Origin of the sequence: Fusibacter sp. 3D3, from assembly GCF_001748365.1 — a bacterium.
Taxonomy (GTDB): domain Bacteria; phylum Bacillota; class Clostridia; order Peptostreptococcales; family Acidaminobacteraceae; genus Fusibacter_A.
The window spans coordinates 17,346-34,941 of sequence record NZ_BDHH01000011.1 but is presented as its reverse complement, the minus strand read 5'-3'; the positions used below and the strand labels follow the sequence as shown (position 1 = coordinate 34,941).

Genomic DNA, 17,596 nt, shown 5'->3' with positions numbered 1-17,596 from the left:
TGACTCTTTAAAAATTCTACAGGAGGTTTTCATTGAAAGATTATAATATTTTTGATATTATTGGGCCCATTATGATTGGACCTTCCAGCTCACATACCGCAGGCGCTTGTCGAATCGGATACGCTGCGCAGAAGATTATCAAATCTCCCATCACTGAAGTCACTTTTATACTCTATGGTTCTTTCTCAAAAACCTATAAAGGTCATGGCACTGATGTGGCACTTTTAGGGGGCCTCCTAGGATTTAAGCCTGATGATGAACGTCTTGTTGAGGCCTTTAAAATTGCAGATAATCGGAGTTTAAAATACGAATTTATTTCATCGGATGAAGATTCTGAACATCCCAATACTGTCTTAATACGCGCGAAAACCAATATGTTAGAGACATGGGAGATTTCAGGTATTTCAATCGGTGGTGGTAAGATGATCATAAGGTCTATCAATGGTATTGATGTTCAGTTTACAGGTGAATTCAACACCCTTGTAACGCATCACAAGGATAGCTCAGGTATGCTCGCAAGGATATCTACCACACTTTCAGAGAATCGGATCAACATTGCCTTTATGAAACTCTATCGAGAAGAAAAAGGCAAAAAAGCTATCGGGATTATAGAAGCAGACGAAAAAATCCCCAAAAATGTTGTGGATGAACTCACTCGAATCGATGGCATGATTTCTGTCAATGTCATTCAGAAAATATACGAATAGGAGGCCCTATGAAACTGTCTAGTGCTTTAGACGTCATCACTTATTGTCACAACAACGGCGTAAGTTTAGATGCACTTTCACTTGCTTATGAAACAAAAAAAACGGAGAAGACACCTGAATATATCGAAAGCTATCTTAAATCAGTTTTAAAAGTTATGGAAAATGCAATTGATTCAGGTATTAACGATGTGGATAATCACATTCATGGTAAAATCATTGGCAATGATAGTATCCAAATGAAAAGACGTTATGAAACCGAGAAGACTGTCTGCGGTGAAACGATTGCAAAGGCAGTCGCCTATGCTTTGAGCACTATGGAAGTCAACGCTTCCATGGGCAAGGTAGTCGCTTCTCCAACGGCAGGCTCATGTGGTGTGTTGCCCGCTGTTTTAATGACGACAAAAGAACGCTTTGAACTCACTGAAGCTCAGCTTATAAAAGGCCTACTTGCCGCTAATATGGTGGGCAGTATCGTCGCTAGAAATGCTACAATCTCGGGCGCAGAGGGCGGATGTCAAGCCGAAGTTGGGACTGCATCCGCTATGGCATCTGGTGCTGTGGTTCATATGATGGGAGGCAGTGTAGAACAAGTCTTTAATGCTTCAGCAATGTGTTTTAAAAATCTTCTTGGGCTCGTATGCGATCCAATTGCTGGATTAGTTGAAAGTCCCTGTGCCAAACGCAATGGCATGGGTGCTGCAAATGCACTTCTATGTGCTGAAATGTCTCTTGCAGGTATTAAGAGCATCATTCCATTCGACGAAGTGGTGGAGGCGATGTATCGCGTGGGAAAAGCCATGCCGCCCTCACTTAGAGAAACTGCCCTTGGAGGACTTGCAACTACTAAAACTGGCGTTCAAATTGCAACGGATCTGTTTTCAAAATAAGTAGTGTATTTCAAAATAATAGCGTCATGATATTTTTTTGAATATTTAAAAAGGCGTCGTACAATCCCTTAAATTCGGTTTGTCTACGCCTTTTTAAAACTTATATAGAATCACTATCCTATATGCTCTAATCCAGTTTGATATGACAATATCCACCCGGATTTTTCTTCAAGTACATTTGATGATACGCTTCTGCTGGATAATAATAGTCAAGCGGCAAAACTTCTGTCACAATCGACTTATCGTATTGCTTTTGCGCTTCACTTTTAGAAGACTCAATGACTTGTAAATCTGATGAGTCCGTAAAATAGATACCCGTTCTGTATTGAGAACCAATATCACCACCTTGACGGTTTAAAAGTGTTGGATCAATCACTTTCCAAAAATGAGCTAACAAAGTTTCTAAACTTACCGCTTCTGGATCATAGTGGATGTCTAGAACTTCAGCATGCCCCGTGGTATTACTACAAACTTCATTATAGGTTGGCGCTTTGGTTTCACCATTTGCATAGCCCACTTCAGTTTCAATAACGCCATCAAGGCGTTCAAAGTAGGCCTCCATCCCCCAAAAACACCCTCCTGCCAGTACGATTCTTTTCATATCATTCTCCCTTTTATTGTAAAAATTTTATAGTTCTAAGAGGGGATCCAAGCGTATGCTCAGTCCGCTTCGCTACATTGGCTTTAATAATGCTCTTGCAGGTAATCCCTCGACATTTGCAATTTTGAGTGGTAAACACAACATTTTATATGGTCCTGCCTTGATTTCTGCCAGTGCAAGACCTTCAATGATATAAATATGATTGCCGAGGAGAATCTTATGTGTTGGATGCTCAGGCTGACTTCTTTCAATGCCAAGTGCATCAATGCCTACCGATTTGATCCCTCTCTCCAACAAATATTGTGCACCACTTTCTGCTAAAAAAACAAACTCAAAATCAAATTCCGCTTTAAGACAATTCTTTGTTTTTAATATGATAATTTCACCCGCATTGATCTGAGCTTCATAAGGCAATAAATGTGATTTTTCAATATGATTCTCTTCAATTTGAGTTAAATCGATCACAAAACATTTGCCATTGACAGCCTCAAGGCTGAAAGTATCTGATGTAGCGCCATCTTTAATCATATGGAGAGGCATGTCAATATGCGTTCCAGTGTGCAAATCCATGGCAATACTGCTTTCATAATGTTCATGCGTCTCGTAATTAGCTCTTGTCGTAATCGCAGGTTTTTTCGCCTCTAAATTCTTATAAACCATCATGCTCGGTTCTATCGTCATTGTTACATCAAGCCACTTATTTATTTTCATTGGAATTCCTTTCTGTATTTAGGGGAGCACCCCCCATCCGTGTATTCTATAAATAGGTCAAAAATTGACCCCATTCAGACTTCAACTTCTCAAGCATTTCTGCTTCATTTTCATAGATGTATAAAGGTTCATAATCTTTAAGCTGTTCAAGCTGATCTATTGTCTTCCAAGAACTCTCAATTTCATCCCATCTTGTAAAGAGAGAAGCATCATCATGAATCACATCTAAAATCAATTTCTCATAAGCTTCTGGTGTGTTGCCGATCACATTACAAAGATGACAGTAGTCCATCTTCATGGGCATCACATACGATTGAAGCCCAGGCGCTTTGCCGTTAAAGGTAAGTGCCAATCCCTCTCTTGGTGCAATTTCTATTGTCAATGTATTTTTTTCGGGTTGACCACTCTCAAAAAAGCAATTGGATTCTTTAAATGTGATCACGACAGCAGCACGCTTATGCTTCATTTTTTTGCCCGTTACAAGATAAAAGGGTGTTCTCGACCACCTCTGTGTATTGATGAACATCTTAAGGCCCACAAAGGTCTCTGTCTTTGAGTCACTTGGAATCCCCTTTTCAGAGAGATAGCCCTTATATTGGCCAAAAATTATAGGACTTGAAAATTCTAATTTTTCAAGCACCTTAACTTTTTCATCCTTGATAAGCCTGTCATTGAGCCCATTAGGCGGATCCATTGCAACAAGCGCTAAGGTCTGAAACAAATGATTTTGAACCATATCTCGCAGCGCACCCGAGCGATCATAATAGCCACCCCTTTGCTTTACAGTTTCTTGTTCAAAAGCATAAATGGTAACATGCTCAATATTATCCCGATTCCAGATACTCTCAAAAATTTTATTTGCAAATCTGACCATCAAAACATTCTGAAGCATTTCTTTTCCCAAATAATGATCTATACGATAGATTTGACTCTCTTCTATCAACCCAAGCAGAAGTTGATTGTATGCCTTAGCTGTTTCAAGATTTTCCCCAAAGGGCTTTTCAAAAATAATTTTATCCCTCATATTGCCCTTAACCACAAGAGCGTTGACAACAAGTGCATTTGCAATCACAGGAAAAAAGCGAGGGGCTGTAGCCAAGTAATAGACACGTTCTTGAGAGTCGTAATCTTCTATAGTCCTCATATGTTCTGCAAACGCCTCATAAGCATAATGTTCTGTAAAGTCCATTTTGATATAGCGCAGATGCGATTTAAAATGATTCCAATTTGGAAAATTGCCCTCTATCTGCTCCCATATACGTTGAATAAAGAGATCTTCTTCATGTGTCTGCCTACCAATCATGTTTACCAAAAAGTGGTTGGGCATTTGATCATCTTCATACAGTTTATAAAGTGCTGGTATTAATTTCTTCGTCGTTAAATCACCCGTTGCTCCGAATATTGTAAAGATCATCCAACCACCCTATTCTTTATATATTTTATGTCCGCCAAACTGATTTCTAAGTGCCGCAATGGATTTTTCACTAAACCGATCCTCATCCTTTGACTTAAAGCGCGTATACAATGACTGTGTGATCACAGGGGCTGACACTTTTAATCGCAACGCTTCTTCCACCGTCCAATCCGCTTCGCCAGATGCATCTACGATCCCCTTAATCCCTTCAAGAGTCTCACTTTCCATAAAGGCTTCATGCATCAATCGCATTAAAAGTCCCTCTATGATCGAACCGTTACTCCAGACTTTTGAAGTTAATTCAAAGTCAAAATCGTATTCAGACGCCTTTAGTATATCAAAACCTTCACCGATAGCTTGCATCATACCATACTCTATTCCATTGTGAACCATTTTCACATAATGTCCACTGCCAGAAGGTCCAAAATAGCCATAGCCATCTTTAACGGCAAGCGTCTGTAATACACCACTGATATACTCCACAGGTTCTGGATCGCCACCCACCATAAGACAGGCTCCAAAGCGTGCACCAGAAATACCGCCACTTGTGCCAACGTCGATATAATCAATGCCGAGTTCATTTAATTTTGTGTATCGCCTTTTTGTATCTTTGTAATTGGAATTGCCACCATCAATGATGATATCTGATTGTTTGAGCATTGGAATGAGCTCGTCAATTAATGTATCCACTGTTTCTCCAGCGGGCACCATTAACCAAATTACTTTTCTGGATTCATCCAAATGCGACACCAGCGCATTAAGATCGTAAAAGCCATGAATCCCTTCTTCTTTAATGTGATCCACCTTTTCTTTGGACCGGTTATACACATGGACGTCTACACCTTGATCTCTCATATTAAGCGCAAGTGCATAGCCCATTTTGCCAAGACCTATTAACCCTACTTTCATATCATACCTCTTTTCATAAATTTCGTTTAAATACTCATTACCCAATTATTGTGCTTTAAAAAGAAAAAATAAAAAAAAGGAGCCCTTTAATAACAAACCCTAAAGTTTATCATCACAGTCTCCTCTTACTGTCTACTTTCGAGCAGCAAACAATAAAGGCACATATTCACGATCCGTTTTTACAATGTGTAATACAAGCCAATCCGCAATAAAATTCAAAAGATTTAACAGTGTTTCCTTTTGATTAGAATCCACAGCATCTAAGTCCGACATAAAATCCTCCAACTTCTTTACAAATATTTTATGTTCAAACTTATGGGCCATTGATCCCATGTAATCTACAGCATCAAACAGCGCTTCCTCTTCCTCAAAATGGTTTACTGTATAGGCCTCTAGTTCTCTTAACATCGCAACGATTTCATCAAAATAGTCATCTCTTGTATCATCATTTACAAGTTCAAATAAGTTCCCACCGATCTCAATTAATCGTCTATGTTGATCGTCTATCACCGGTATGCCAAACTCAAACTCTCTCTTCCATGCTAACATAAAATTGCCTCCGTCTTCTCTCACATGGTACTCAATTCTTATTCATTACATCATAACTTATAATGAATCTCTAATCTAGAGAAGAAGTATAAACTTTTTGTTAAATCGAAGGGAGCGTTAGAGTGTCAAAAGTGAAAAGTTGAGTAACGCTCTAGCCTTTGATGATATTTAACCGATTGGATAAAACGCTGATCTCCATAGGAAAGCCAATACCAGCCTCACCATCAAGGTCTGAGCAAATCGATTCATCACACATAATCTTTAGTTTTTTTGTTGCAAAGTACTCAATATACGGGCTTTCTGGATGCTCGCCATTCCATACTTGTATTAAGAGTGGCATTATTTCTAAAACAGGACATTTCTTAAACAATAAAACATCTAAAACGCCATCATCGATCTTAGAAGTGGGCGAGATTTTCCTAAAACCGCCAGCAGACTTGCCATTCATGACCAGCGCAAAATAAATAGGTTCTTCGTACACCGTCTCATCTGTAAAAATAGTGACTTCAAACGGTTTTAATTTGGGGAATTCTTCAATCCCTTTAAGATAATACGCCAACACACCAATGATATTTTTAACCTGCTCATTAACCTTTTGACTGATATCCACCAAATAGCCAAAACTCGCCACATTGATGAAATAACGATCGTTGGCAACACCAACATCGCATGGAACACTATTTTGAGAGAGTGCATTCTCAACCATGCCCTCTATCGTCTTTGGTATTTCAAACATTTGGGCAAAGTCATTCGCTGTACCCACAGGAAAAATAGCAATCGGTCTTGTCCAATTGAGGTTTATGAGCACATTGATGACTTGATGTATCGTACCGTCACCACCTGCAATTATAACGCGATCGTATTGCGCTTCAATCTCTTCGCTGAGAAAAACCTCTAACCGCTTAGTTTGATTGAGCCTATAAGGCACCACAAATAAGTCGCGCTGTTGAAACTGATCGATTATATAATCCAGTTGATTGTGAAATCCTTTAAGGCCTGCCCTTGGATTGTACAGTAGCAACGCTTTCATAATTACAGTCGTCTCCTTTAATTAAAGTTACATATTTCGGGTTTGAACCACAAAATCATTTGTACATTTTTTACAAATAACTTTGACTTTACCTTTGCCTTTTGGCACCCTTGTTCTATGATTACAATGTGGACAGACTTCCACCGTGTAATCAATTAAAGCTTCGAGTTTAAAACGGTCAAGACCAACAACGCTTTCATTCCCAATGATAAATGCAGGGACACCCATCATTTTTCTAGACATCATTTCCTGTCGTGCAAACTGGTCCAATTGAACATTTTTTTCTATATACTTATAGCCTTTTTCGTCTAAATAAGCCTTAGCAGATCTACAATGTGGACAAGTATTACTTGTAAACATGACAATTTCTTTCAATTTGCTCACCTCTTTTCATAATTCTAGTGGTTTGTATCAAGCTATTTATACCCAACTTATCATGAATTAGTCACTAAACGAGCATTTCTAAGATCTCCTCAGATAAATTTTTCTTAAACGCAGTGGGAAGCGGAAACGCTTCAAGATGCGTTGGCACTACCCATTTCACTTCAGGATAATCCATCGATTTAGGCGATTCTATTTTGACGATAATCATTGTCATATGCCACACTAAATGTGTGAAGACATGCTTTCTCACGGGTATTTTTGTCATTATTTGCCCTTCAAAATCGTAGTTTTTATGAATCCAATCCATTAAAGTGTCCTCTGATATCACTTCACTCTTTTCGGTTTTAGAAGTCATCTGGACACCATAAGTGGGAAATCCCCAAAGACCTTTGAGTAATAATGCATCATTTCGCTTTTCTATCATCACTTTGCCCTGATTTACAAATAAAAGTACAGAGACATTTTCGTGCCTTTTCTCTATTTTTTGCGTCTTGATCGGATAATCTAATTGTGAATTGGATTCTTTCGCTAAACATTCGGATGCAATGGGGCATGTTTCACATTTTGGCGTTTTCGGCGTGCAAATGATTGCCCCGAGTTCCATGAGCGCTTGATTGAAATGTCTTGCGTCATCAGGCATGTTTGCCATCACTTTGGATTCAAAAAAAGCTCGGCTCTTGGGATCGGATATGTCACAATTCATCTTAAAATATCTAGAATAAACGCGCATAACATTCCCATCCACCGCAGGAACTCTTTCATTGTACGCAATGCTTAAAATTGCCCCAGCGGTATAAGGGCCAATCCCTGGCAGCTCTAATAATTGCTTATAGTCTCTCGGAAATTTACCCTCATAATGCGATACGATAACCTGAGCGCACTTATGCAAATTTCTTGCCCTACTGTAGTACCCAAGACCTTCCCAGTGTTTAAGCACTTCTTGCTCATCAGCTTCGGCCAAACGCTTGACATCACCGAATTTTTTGATAAACCGGTTATAGTAATCGATTACAGTAATCACCTGTGTTTGTTGAAGCATAATTTCCGAAAGCCAGATAAAATAGGGATCATGTGTTTCTCTCCACGGCATTTCTCTTTTGTTTTTTTGATACCATTCTAATAATTTTTTGTCCATTTTTTCGCCTCAACCTTAGTCTAATCTGTTATGATACAAATAACAACACCCCTCTAAAAATACGACTGTTTTTTAAGATTTAGATCGGGTATATAGTCCATATATTTCAAGAAATAGAATCGAAGAGAGGTCTAAATGCCTAAAAAAACACCTAAAAACAAACAATTTCATCTTTTAAAAAAAAGAGATACTCCTCTTAAAGTCACGCCACTTTGGGCTTCGCTTAAAATCACAATGACATATACTGTTTTTGGAACATTATGGATTTTGTTGTCAGATAAAATCTTGCTTTTTATGAGTACCAGTCAAGATCAGTTTTATAGAATAAGCATCTATAAAGGCTGGCTTTACATCGTTGTCACTGCACTTTTACTTTTTAGCCTCATTTATCAGCGTATTAAAGCGGACTACAATCTCGCTCAAAAATTGAACACACAATTCAAAGCCCTTCAAAAGACAGAAGCAACGCTCTCCAATAATCTACAAGAGCTTAAGATGAATGAGTTAGAGCTAAAAACCAGTCAAGAACGCTATCAACTTCTGCTCGAAGGTGTAAACGATGGGATTTGGGACTGGGATATCACCTCTGGTATTTTTATTGTCTCCAATAAATTCTTCGAGATTTTAGGTTATGAAATTCATGATACGCCTCATTTTACACTCGATGAATTTGAAAACATCTTACATCCTAATGAAAAGAGTGTTGTTTTGAGTCAAATTCGTGATTATCTCGACCAAAGCATAGATCGATATGACACTCAATTTCGTCTAAAAACAAGAGCAGATAAGTACATTTGGGTGCAGAACACCGGCAAAGCCGTTTGGGATGCCGATGGCAATGCGCTTAAAATGGTAGGTGCTCTTAAAGATATCACCGACTCCAAAAAAATTCAAGATCGGATAGAGTATCTCGCCTATTATGATCACATCACCGACCTGCCTAATCGTGCACGACTTGATGAAGTTGTCAACCGTTTGATTGTCAAAGAACATCAAGTAGGTCTCATCTATTTGGATATTGACAATTTTAAAATGATTAACGATCTCGTTGGACATACTCAAGGCGATCTGCTTTTAAAACAAATGGCATCCAAATTTCAAAATTTAAAACATCATTATCATATGCTTTCCAGAATGAGTGGTGATGAATTCGGTTTTATTGTCGTGGACTTTGATACAAAAGAGGCTCTCGTTACGTTATCTGAAGAAATTCTCAAGATCATCAGAACCCCTTGGACACTTATCGGAAGAGAGTTCCATCTCTCTTGTAGCATCGGCATTTCCTACACCCCAGATCATGGTCAGACCTTTGAAACGCTATTTCAGAAAGCAGACACTGCCATGTATGCGTCAAAAAACAATGGTAAAAATCAAACTACTGTCTTTAGAGACTTGCTTCACGATGAAATACTCGAGTACGTCGAACTTCAGAGCAACATGAAAAATGCACTTAATGCGCATGAATTTGAGCTGTATTATCAGCCCCAGTTTAATATGAGGACCCATGTATTGATTGGGTCAGAGGCACTCCTTAGATGGAATAGTCCTGACAAAGGCATGATTCCGCCAGATCAATTTATTGGGATTGCAGAAAAAACAGGGTTTATCCTCGAACTTGGTGATTGGGTTATCGAAGAAGTCTGTCGGCATATGCGCGAGTGGGAAGAACAGGATTATAATTTTGGAAAAGTATCGATCAATTTATCTGGTATTCAAATACTGAGCGAATCGTTTTTGCCCCGTATCACTGAAATTGTTACAGCTCACAATATTGAACCTAAAAAAATCGTCTTTGAAATCACTGAAAATGTTGCTATTGATGATAGCATCACCACTATCGCTAAGTTAGAAGCCTTAAGAGCGCTTAAATTTGAAGTCGCACTTGATGATTTTGGGACTAATTATTCATCACTAAGCTATCTTAAAAAATTGCCAATTGACTACTTGAAACTTGATAAATCATTTGTCTATTCACTCGGGCAAGATGATAAAACCGGTGCCATAACAGAATCTATTATCTATATGGCACATCGAATAGGCCTAAAAGTAATCGCAGAGGGCGTCGAAAAATTAGAACACATGGAAATATTAAAAAAGTTTAATTGTGATTTTGCACAAGGCTACCTCTTTAGTCGCCCGATTAGTAAAGTCGATTTTGAAGAAGTCTATTTAATGCCTAAAAAGGATCTCTAAAGAAAGGGATGAACTTATAAATACGGTTATATGATAAACTAAAAACACCTCATTTTTAAAGTTTTCTTTAGGAATGAGGTGCTTTTTAATGAACCACTTGATATGCTCTGCTTATAAATGAAACACAGTCAAAATCTGGCTTAGATATTTCTTTACTTGGAATCTTATTCAGTGAAGGTTTGACTGAATTGGACACCACGGTAGATATCACTAAAACTTACCCCATAGTCGCCATTGCAAAAAAAGAATTTAATTGAATGTGATAACCTAGAGCAATTTGCCGATCGAAGACTCTAAAAAAGTGTGATCTCTGATCAATTTTCACCCTCATTGTGTGTGGTGATGATTAAGCAGTGATATTATTGCCACCCTTCCCTTTACTTCTCTTAACGCGCTCGTAGCACCTTTCTGTCAACTTAAGAGCAGTATCATCTTGCTGTACCAATGTTGCCCCAACAGACACTGTCACTTCAATATCTTTAAAAGTTTCTCCACGTAGAGAAGAATTCTCAGAGATCATCCTAATCTTTTCAGCAAGCATTTTAAGCGCCTCATGTTTAATACCCGAGAACACAAATATAAACTCATCCTCTCGCCACCTTCCAACGAGGTCAGCCATTCTAAAAGCTTTGCTATAAGTTCTTCCCAACATTTGAATAACACGATCACATAGCGCTTCACCATAGGTGTTATTAAATTCTTCAAAACTGTCTATATCAATCATGACAATACCGAAAGGTATACCAAGTTCTCTGTAATCATTCATTTTTGAATTCAAATAATGGTCAATCATCCTCTTATTCGGCAAATCTGTGAGCTCATCTGTTAAGACCCCTTTCAAGGCACCTTTGTCCAGAACCAACATAGACTTTGGTTTTTTCGTGCGCTCAAAATTCTCTGTGAACACCTCAACAGAAGCTATGACTTCATCGTTTTCATAAATCGGAAAACTCTTGATTTTCACAGGTATCCTATGGCCTCTTCTGTGCTGTAGGTAAACAGTGAGTTCACGCTTATTGCCATCATTAAGGGTCTGATGTAGCGGGCATCCATTTAGACACAAATTAATGCCATATTCATCCACATGATTGAGAATATTGTCATGACAGTACCGGCCAACAACCTCTTCACTTTTAAAACCTGAAATTCGCTTGGCACCTTCATTCCAATATACAATGCGCTTCTCTTTATCCACGATGTAAACCCCATCAAAAAGTTGATCCAAAATAAATTTGTAATTCATATCGCTTAGCATTTTTTCACCTTCTCTCACATACGCGTTTTTTCATATATACCCATTCATTTTAGTGAAAATAACAATTTTATACAAAATCGAATCTTTAAGTACCCATTGTGCCTTTCATGTATTATAATAGTCGTATGAATTAAGTTATAATAGCTATATAAAGTTTACATAAACATATATGCTATTTAGGGAGATCACATGAATCTATCAGAAAATCAAAAAACAATCTATATTGTGTTTACCAAGACAGGTACATGGTTAGCACGTACGTTAAAGTATTTTTCAGCTACTAAATACGTTCATACATCCATCAGTTTTGATGCCTCATTTACATCCATGTATTCTTTTGGCAGATCAAATCCAAACAATCCATTTTCAGGCGGTTTCGTCCGAGAAAACATATACGATGGTGTTTTTAAGAAATATAGAAAGAGCGAATGTCTTATCTTTGAAGTCAATGTGACCGAGCTTCAATACGAGGGCTTGTTAAAAGATGTGGAGCGCTTTGTAACCCACAAGGATTTATATCGCTACAATTTTTTAGGGCTCTTTGGCATCTTGTTAAACAGACCCTTGGATCGAAATTATCACTACTTTTGTTCTCAATTTGTCTATGCCATGCTCAAGAAACACGGTATCGTAACTTTTGATAAGGTTCCAGGTCTAGTCCAAACGATAGATTTGTTTGAAATAGATAATAAGAGCATTCTCTATGAAGGCTTTATCAACGGTTTAAGAGATGGCATTACCCTTAAGCAATCCACTTTTGAATTTTAGGTTATAGCCTTTTGCTATAACTTTTCTATTTTTCTCTGATACAAGCGCTTAAAGAAGAATAAAACCATTATAATGCCACCTATTTCAGAGACAATAAACGCAAACCAAATGACGTCTAGCGATCCAAATGTCCCTAAAAGCCATGCAATCGGTAACAGTAATATAATCTGTCTAAAAATGGAGACCATCATGCTTAAATGTGCTTCACCCATCCCTTGAAATCCAGTACTTAAAACGATGGAGATTGCAGCAAGAGGATAACCCAAACTGATGATCTTAAACGCTTTAATGCCAATTTCAAGCATCTCATCTGTGCCATTAAACCACAAAATAAGTTGTTTGGGAAAAATCTGAAAAACAACTAATCCAAGTGTCATATAGATAACTGCCATAACAAGGCCCATCTTAAGCGCTTTTAACAAGCGTTCCTTTGACTTCGCACCATAATTAAACCCTATAATTGGCATCATTCCTTGAGAAAGACCGAAAATCGGCATAAATATAAAGGACTGAAGCTTATAGTAAATGCCCAAAACAGCCACAGCAGTTGTCGTAAATCCAGCTAGGATTAGATTTAAACCCGTTAGCATCACCGAAGCCACCGCTTGCATAATCGCAGCAGGTAACCCTACCACTAAGATTTTCTTAAGAATTTCTTGGTTCACTCTAAAAGATAAGGGGTTAAACTTTACCACCTTCTTAAATTTAAAAACCATCAAGAATACGAAGATCATTGACATTATTTGTGCCGTAACAGTTGCAATTGCAGCGCCTCTTACACCTAGCGCCGGAAATCCAAAAAGACCAAAAATCATAATAGGATCTAAAATGATATTGCCTACAGCGCCGATGAGCTGCGAAAACATCGGAATAACCATTTCTCCAGAACCCTGCAGGATACTGATGCCAGCTTGTGCTAAAATGCGGCCAAAGGCAAAGATCATGATGATTTCAAGGTACTGAATCGTATACTGTATAATCATTGGATCATCCGTGAACAGCCTCACAAACGAAGGCATCACAAAAATACCGATTACCGCAATCCATCCGTATAATATAATCGCAATAAAGAAACCGTGTTCTGCCGCCAAAGCCGCTTGCTCATAATTTTTGGCACCAAGACTTCTTGAAATCAATGAATTGATGCCAACACCCATCCCCACAAAACAAGCCACAATAACGAGCTGAACTGGAAACGCCAAAGACAACGCTGTAATGGCCGCCTCACCAATCTGTGCTACAAAAATACTGTCCACAATATTATAAAGTGCTTGCGTCATCATGGAAAAGATTGCAGGTAAGGACATCGTTAATATCAACTTTGGTATGGGCATATAGCCCATTTTATTCTTTTCCATTCAAGTCCTCCGTTAATAACTTCTCAGGTTAGAGTGTCAAAAGCCAGTTTTGCACAAACCCTCTAATGACCTTTCATTTATCATAGCATAAAAAAAGGAAATACCTCAACTGATATTTCCCTAATAGCGCCTTTAATCTTAAATAACCCGAGAGTAGTCGTTTCAAATTTCTCAGGATTGTGTTTTTCTAATTTCTTCTAAAAATACATCCAGTGGCTGATTGCCTACAAACTCATATTGATCATTAATGACAATTTTAGGGACACTAGAAACATTGAATTTATTCGATAGTTCACCGAAAGTTTGTGCTTCCACCATTTCAGCATTAATAAATGGACTTTCAAGCGCTAATTTATGTGCTTTTTGAACTGCTCCTGCACAGTGAGGACAGCTTAAAGTGACAAATACTTTAATGTTAACTGGCTTTGTAAGTGTTGCAAGCTCTGATGATAATGATTCTGGCAACGCCTCTCCAACGCCAGCAACTTCTAAAATACCAGGAATAAATGAGTTGATTTCATGTCCTGCTGGAATACCATTAAATTTGATGCCTAGATAATCTTCTTGATCATTTAAAAGGACGATGCTTGGCACCATAGAAACTTCAAAAGCTTTAGCTTTTTCAGCATCTGCGTTTAAATCGAATTTTTTCAAATGAATTTTATCATTTAACGACTCAATTTCTTCCATAAATGCTACCGTTTCAGTACAAGTGTTGCATTCACCCTCTTTAGTAAATACCGCTAATGTTACCTCTTTTTTCATTTCAGAAAAAACTTCACCTAATTGTGCCCTTAATTGTGCGTTTAATATTGCCATGTTATCCTCCTTTGCACGCCTTGTGCTTATAAATGGTTTATATAATCATTCGCCGACAGTGCTGCTTTTGCACCTTCACTTGCTGCTATAACGATCTGTTTATAAGGTGTATCCGTCACATCCCCAGCTGCATAAAGACCTTTTAAGCTGGTTTCATTCTGCGCATTGACGATAATTTCACCGCTTTCATTTAAAGAGACGAGGTCCTTTACAAGTTCATTGTTGGGAAGGTATCCAATTTCAACAAATACCCCTTCTGCTGGAATGAACAATGTTTCATTCGTTTTTTTATCCACTGCATTCACACCCGTCACTAAATTTTCACCTACGACTTCTGTAATTTGAGTTTCAAGATGAATCTTCACATTTTCTGCTGAATTGAGCTTATCAATAACGATTTGATCCGCTCTAAGCTGACTCCGATGTACCAACGTAACCGTTTTAGCGATTTTAGAGAGATCGATTGCAGCTTCAACCGCAGAGTTTCCACCTCCAGCTATGATGACATCTCTGCCTTCGAACAAAGGGCCATCACAGATTGCGCAGTAGGCAACGCCTCTTCCGCTGTATTCAGCTTCACCTTTAACGCCGAGCTGTCTCGGTTTACTGCCTGTGGCAACTATGAGTGCTTTTGACTTGTATACAGCGCCGTTCCCCAATGTGAGTTGGAATTGATCCTCAATCTTTTCGATTGATTTTACACTTTCATCTTTGATGATCGGTACAGCCAATGTGTTGACATGACTTATAAAATCATGCACCAAGCTCTCTCCTGTGGCACCTTGAATGCCCAAATAGTTTTCAACAGAAGACGTATCGAGCACCTGTCCTCCCATTTTCACGGATAGAATAGCGACCTCAAGCCCTTTTCGCTTTGCATAGAGTGCTGCATTCAAGCCTGCAGGCCCTGATCCAATAATCAACAAATCATAAAGGCTATTCTCTCGGACCGATTCGCTCTTTTTCTGACTGCTAAAATCCAAATTTAAATTAAAATCCATCATCGTTTTTCTCCTTTGTATCCATTTATTAGTTTCTTGCGAAACTCTGTAAGCATTGAAAATACTTGCTTTTATTTATAGAAATAGCATATTACCCTCCATTTTGGGTATAAATAAGGTGTGTTCCTGTTGATAACTCATACTCAAAAGAAAGGAAGGTAATAATGCTAATTTCTGCTTCTAATCAGGTTTCCCTGTTTGATCTTGATGCTGAGTTTGATGAACTCACTTCATACAAATCAGATCAACTTTTTTCTCTTTTTAACCAGTTTATTGACACAGATGATGTTATTCCAAAATCTTTCTACAGTGTTTACTACTCTAATGTTGGAAAAAACAGAGATTTTCCACTTGAAGGTATGCTCAAAGCATTTATCTTTTACAACTTGCTCGGTCTACCTACCATTTCCACTCTCATTTTTATCATCAACATTTCAAGTGATTTTAGAAAATTTCTAGGCTTTTCCAGAGCACCTCATCCCTCTCAGTTTTCTAGGTTCAAGACTCTCTTTTATGACCAAATCCTCGAAATGTTTCATCATCTTGTTGATTTTACCTCTGATTTTGCAATAGATGCAGATGATCGCCTCGCCAAAATACTCATTACCGATACAACTGGTTTCGAGTTATACGTTAAGGAAAATAACCCTAAATTCTATCAATCTATTCTTAAAACCGTTAAAACTTACGCTAAATCTCATAAGTACGACAAGACCTTTGATGTAGAAAAATATGCCCAATCAAAGATGCCAAAACAAAGTTCTTCTAACCCTGAAGCTAAACTGACTTATCTTAATGGGCATTTCGGATACTATCAAAAGGTCATCCTCGCTACCAACGGGTTTGGATTAATTCGAGATATTAATTTTTATAATGCCGACAATACGCTACAGCTTAACCTTACGCCTCAAGAAATCAAAGATGAATATGATGCTAAATCTCTTATCCCTTCACTTGAAACGTTTTTCGATTTACACCCAGATTCTAAATTCAACTACTTTCTTGGGGATTCAGGCTTTGATGCAGTTGATAATTATGCGTATCTTTACAAAAAAGGCATCATACCTATCATCAACCTTAATCCTCGAAATAATTCTACGCTGCCTCAACCCCTGTTTAATGAAGACGGTATCCCTACTTGTCCCAACGATCCTGAGTTACCAATGACCTATGCTGGGGTGATTAAAGGAGCCAATAGAGCAGATCGTATTCAGTTTATTTGCCCTAAAAGATCTCTTACAATGTCTGATTCAGTAAAATCCGTTATTCTTGATTGTGATAATCCTTGTACCAATTCACCATATGGAAGAATTAAAAACATCACTGTTCACCATAATTTCAGATTCAATGCTGCTATGCCTCGAAATAGTAATGAATGGATCAATCTTTACAAAATAAGAACGGTTTGTGAAAGAACCATCGCACAACTTAAATCCTTTATGCAAATCAATATTTCCAAAGTCAATAAAACCTTAACCCTGAAATCAAACATCTTTTTAGCTGGCATCACACAATTGATTGCTTTCATTATCATTCATAAAAGTAAATTAAACATTGGTCATTTGTCTATAAAAACTATGGTTGCATAGAATAACTTACTGCGAAATTGAGTAAGTCTTTATTCTGTTGCGCTTTTTTTTTGAACTTTTTTAGATATTTCAATTTTGCTTGTGGATAACTTTGGTTTTTATTTCGCAACGATCTAAAAATTATTGGTGTGTGTATTACAATAGTAAACAAAAAAAACAAGAATTACAATATATAAGCGAAATATTATACAAACTTTTTAACCCTAAATCCGTTTGTAATGGGTACTTTTTTTATACTTTAAATTAATTTTATTGACATATATAGATTATCGATATATCATATATA

The 17,596-nt window shown here is 37.8% G+C and carries 17 protein-coding genes; 5 read left to right on the top strand and 12 right to left on the bottom strand.

Translation table 11 applies throughout. From position 1 onward, the window contains the following. The first annotated feature begins 32 nt into the window (after nt 1-32). Nucleotides 33-707, top strand: coding sequence for an L-serine ammonia-lyase, iron-sulfur-dependent subunit beta (sdaAB, locus tag F3D3_RS13245; RefSeq protein WP_069874629.1), 675 nt, complete (start codon nt 33-35; stop codon nt 705-707). Between the two features lie 8 nt (nt 708-715). After that, nucleotides 716-1,594, top strand: coding sequence for an L-serine ammonia-lyase, iron-sulfur-dependent, subunit alpha (gene sdaAA / locus F3D3_RS13240; RefSeq protein WP_069874627.1), 879 nt, complete (start codon nt 716-718; stop codon nt 1,592-1,594). A gap of 127 nt (nt 1,595-1,721) precedes the next feature. Here sdaAA and msrA read toward each other — a convergent pair whose 3' ends face one another. The 8 genes from msrA to mutY all read right to left on the bottom strand — a co-directional run bounded on the left by msrA (nt 1,722) and on the right by mutY (nt 8,327). After that, entirely contained in the window at nt 1,722-2,195 is a 474-nt protein-coding gene (gene msrA / locus F3D3_RS13235) for a peptide-methionine (S)-S-oxide reductase MsrA (protein ID WP_069874625.1), read from the bottom strand. Between the two features lie 72 nt (nt 2,196-2,267). Further along, nucleotides 2,268-2,906: a cyclase family protein gene (locus tag F3D3_RS13230; protein WP_069874624.1), complete on the bottom strand. Its 639-nt coding sequence runs from the start codon at nt 2,904-2,906 to the stop codon at nt 2,268-2,270. Between the two features lie 46 nt (nt 2,907-2,952). Continuing rightward, the gene (gene zwf, locus F3D3_RS13225; RefSeq protein WP_069874622.1) at nt 2,953-4,320 is read right to left on the bottom strand and encodes a glucose-6-phosphate dehydrogenase; all 1,368 of its coding nucleotides are present in this window, start codon (nt 4,318-4,320) and stop codon (nt 2,953-2,955) included. 9 nt (nt 4,321-4,329) lie between these two features. Next, nucleotides 4,330-5,274, bottom strand: coding sequence for a phosphogluconate dehydrogenase (NAD(+)-dependent, decarboxylating) (gnd, locus tag F3D3_RS13220; protein WP_306455957.1), 945 nt, complete (start codon nt 5,272-5,274; stop codon nt 4,330-4,332). 87 nt (nt 5,275-5,361) lie between these two features. Further along, nucleotides 5,362-5,778 carry a bacteriohemerythrin gene (locus F3D3_RS13215; RefSeq protein ID WP_069874618.1) on the bottom strand — a complete coding sequence of 139 codons (417 nt, stop codon included), beginning with the start codon at nt 5,776-5,778 and terminating at the stop codon, nt 5,362-5,364. A gap of 151 nt (nt 5,779-5,929) precedes the next feature. Further along, on the bottom strand, nt 5,930-6,808 hold the full coding sequence (locus tag F3D3_RS13210) for a YegS/Rv2252/BmrU family lipid kinase (protein ID WP_069874617.1): 879 nt from the start codon (nt 6,806-6,808) through the stop codon (nt 5,930-5,932). Nucleotides 6,809-6,835: 27 nt separating this feature from the next. Continuing rightward, nucleotides 6,836-7,183, bottom strand: coding sequence for a glutaredoxin domain-containing protein (locus F3D3_RS13205; RefSeq protein WP_069874615.1), 348 nt, complete (start codon nt 7,181-7,183; stop codon nt 6,836-6,838). 73 nt (nt 7,184-7,256) lie between these two features. After that, the gene (gene mutY / locus F3D3_RS13200) at nt 7,257-8,327 is read right to left on the bottom strand and encodes an A/G-specific adenine glycosylase (protein ID WP_069874614.1); all 1,071 of its coding nucleotides are present in this window, start codon (nt 8,325-8,327) and stop codon (nt 7,257-7,259) included. Nucleotides 8,328-8,462: 135 nt separating this feature from the next. Here mutY and F3D3_RS13195 point away from each other — a divergent pair, with 135 nt between their 5' ends. Then, complete coding sequence (locus F3D3_RS13195) at nt 8,463-10,520, top strand: bifunctional diguanylate cyclase/phosphodiesterase (protein WP_069874612.1); 2,058 nt, start codon at nt 8,463-8,465, stop codon at nt 10,518-10,520. Between the two features lie 346 nt (nt 10,521-10,866). Here F3D3_RS13195 and F3D3_RS13190 read toward each other — a convergent pair whose 3' ends face one another. Further along, the gene (locus tag F3D3_RS13190; RefSeq protein ID WP_207645379.1) at nt 10,867-11,793 is read right to left on the bottom strand and encodes a sensor domain-containing diguanylate cyclase; all 927 of its coding nucleotides are present in this window, start codon (nt 11,791-11,793) and stop codon (nt 10,867-10,869) included. 171 nt (nt 11,794-11,964) lie between these two features. Between F3D3_RS13190 and F3D3_RS13185 the strand changes: the two genes are divergently transcribed. Continuing rightward, nucleotides 11,965-12,543: a hypothetical protein gene (locus F3D3_RS13185; RefSeq protein ID WP_069874608.1), complete on the top strand. Its 579-nt coding sequence runs from the start codon at nt 11,965-11,967 to the stop codon at nt 12,541-12,543. A 14-nt stretch (nt 12,544-12,557) separates the two neighbouring features. Here F3D3_RS13185 and F3D3_RS13180 read toward each other — a convergent pair whose 3' ends face one another. From F3D3_RS13180 to F3D3_RS13170, 3 genes are all read right to left on the bottom strand, one after another. Next, nucleotides 12,558-13,901 (bottom strand): MATE family efflux transporter, encoded by a 1,344-nt coding sequence (locus F3D3_RS13180; RefSeq protein WP_069874607.1) that lies wholly within the window; start codon nt 13,899-13,901, stop codon nt 12,558-12,560. Between the two features lie 171 nt (nt 13,902-14,072). Further along, the gene (locus tag F3D3_RS13175; RefSeq protein ID WP_069874605.1) at nt 14,073-14,720 is read right to left on the bottom strand and encodes a thioredoxin family protein; all 648 of its coding nucleotides are present in this window, start codon (nt 14,718-14,720) and stop codon (nt 14,073-14,075) included. Nucleotides 14,721-14,746: 26 nt separating this feature from the next. Beyond that, nucleotides 14,747-15,724 (bottom strand): FAD-dependent oxidoreductase, encoded by a 978-nt coding sequence (locus F3D3_RS13170; protein WP_242877135.1) that lies wholly within the window; start codon nt 15,722-15,724, stop codon nt 14,747-14,749. A 161-nt stretch (nt 15,725-15,885) separates the two neighbouring features. On the opposite strand from F3D3_RS13170, the gene F3D3_RS13165 reads away from it, so the two are divergent. Then, entirely contained in the window at nt 15,886-17,310 is a 1,425-nt protein-coding gene (locus F3D3_RS13165) for a transposase (protein WP_069871022.1), read from the top strand. Nucleotides 17,311-17,596 lie beyond the last annotated feature (286 nt).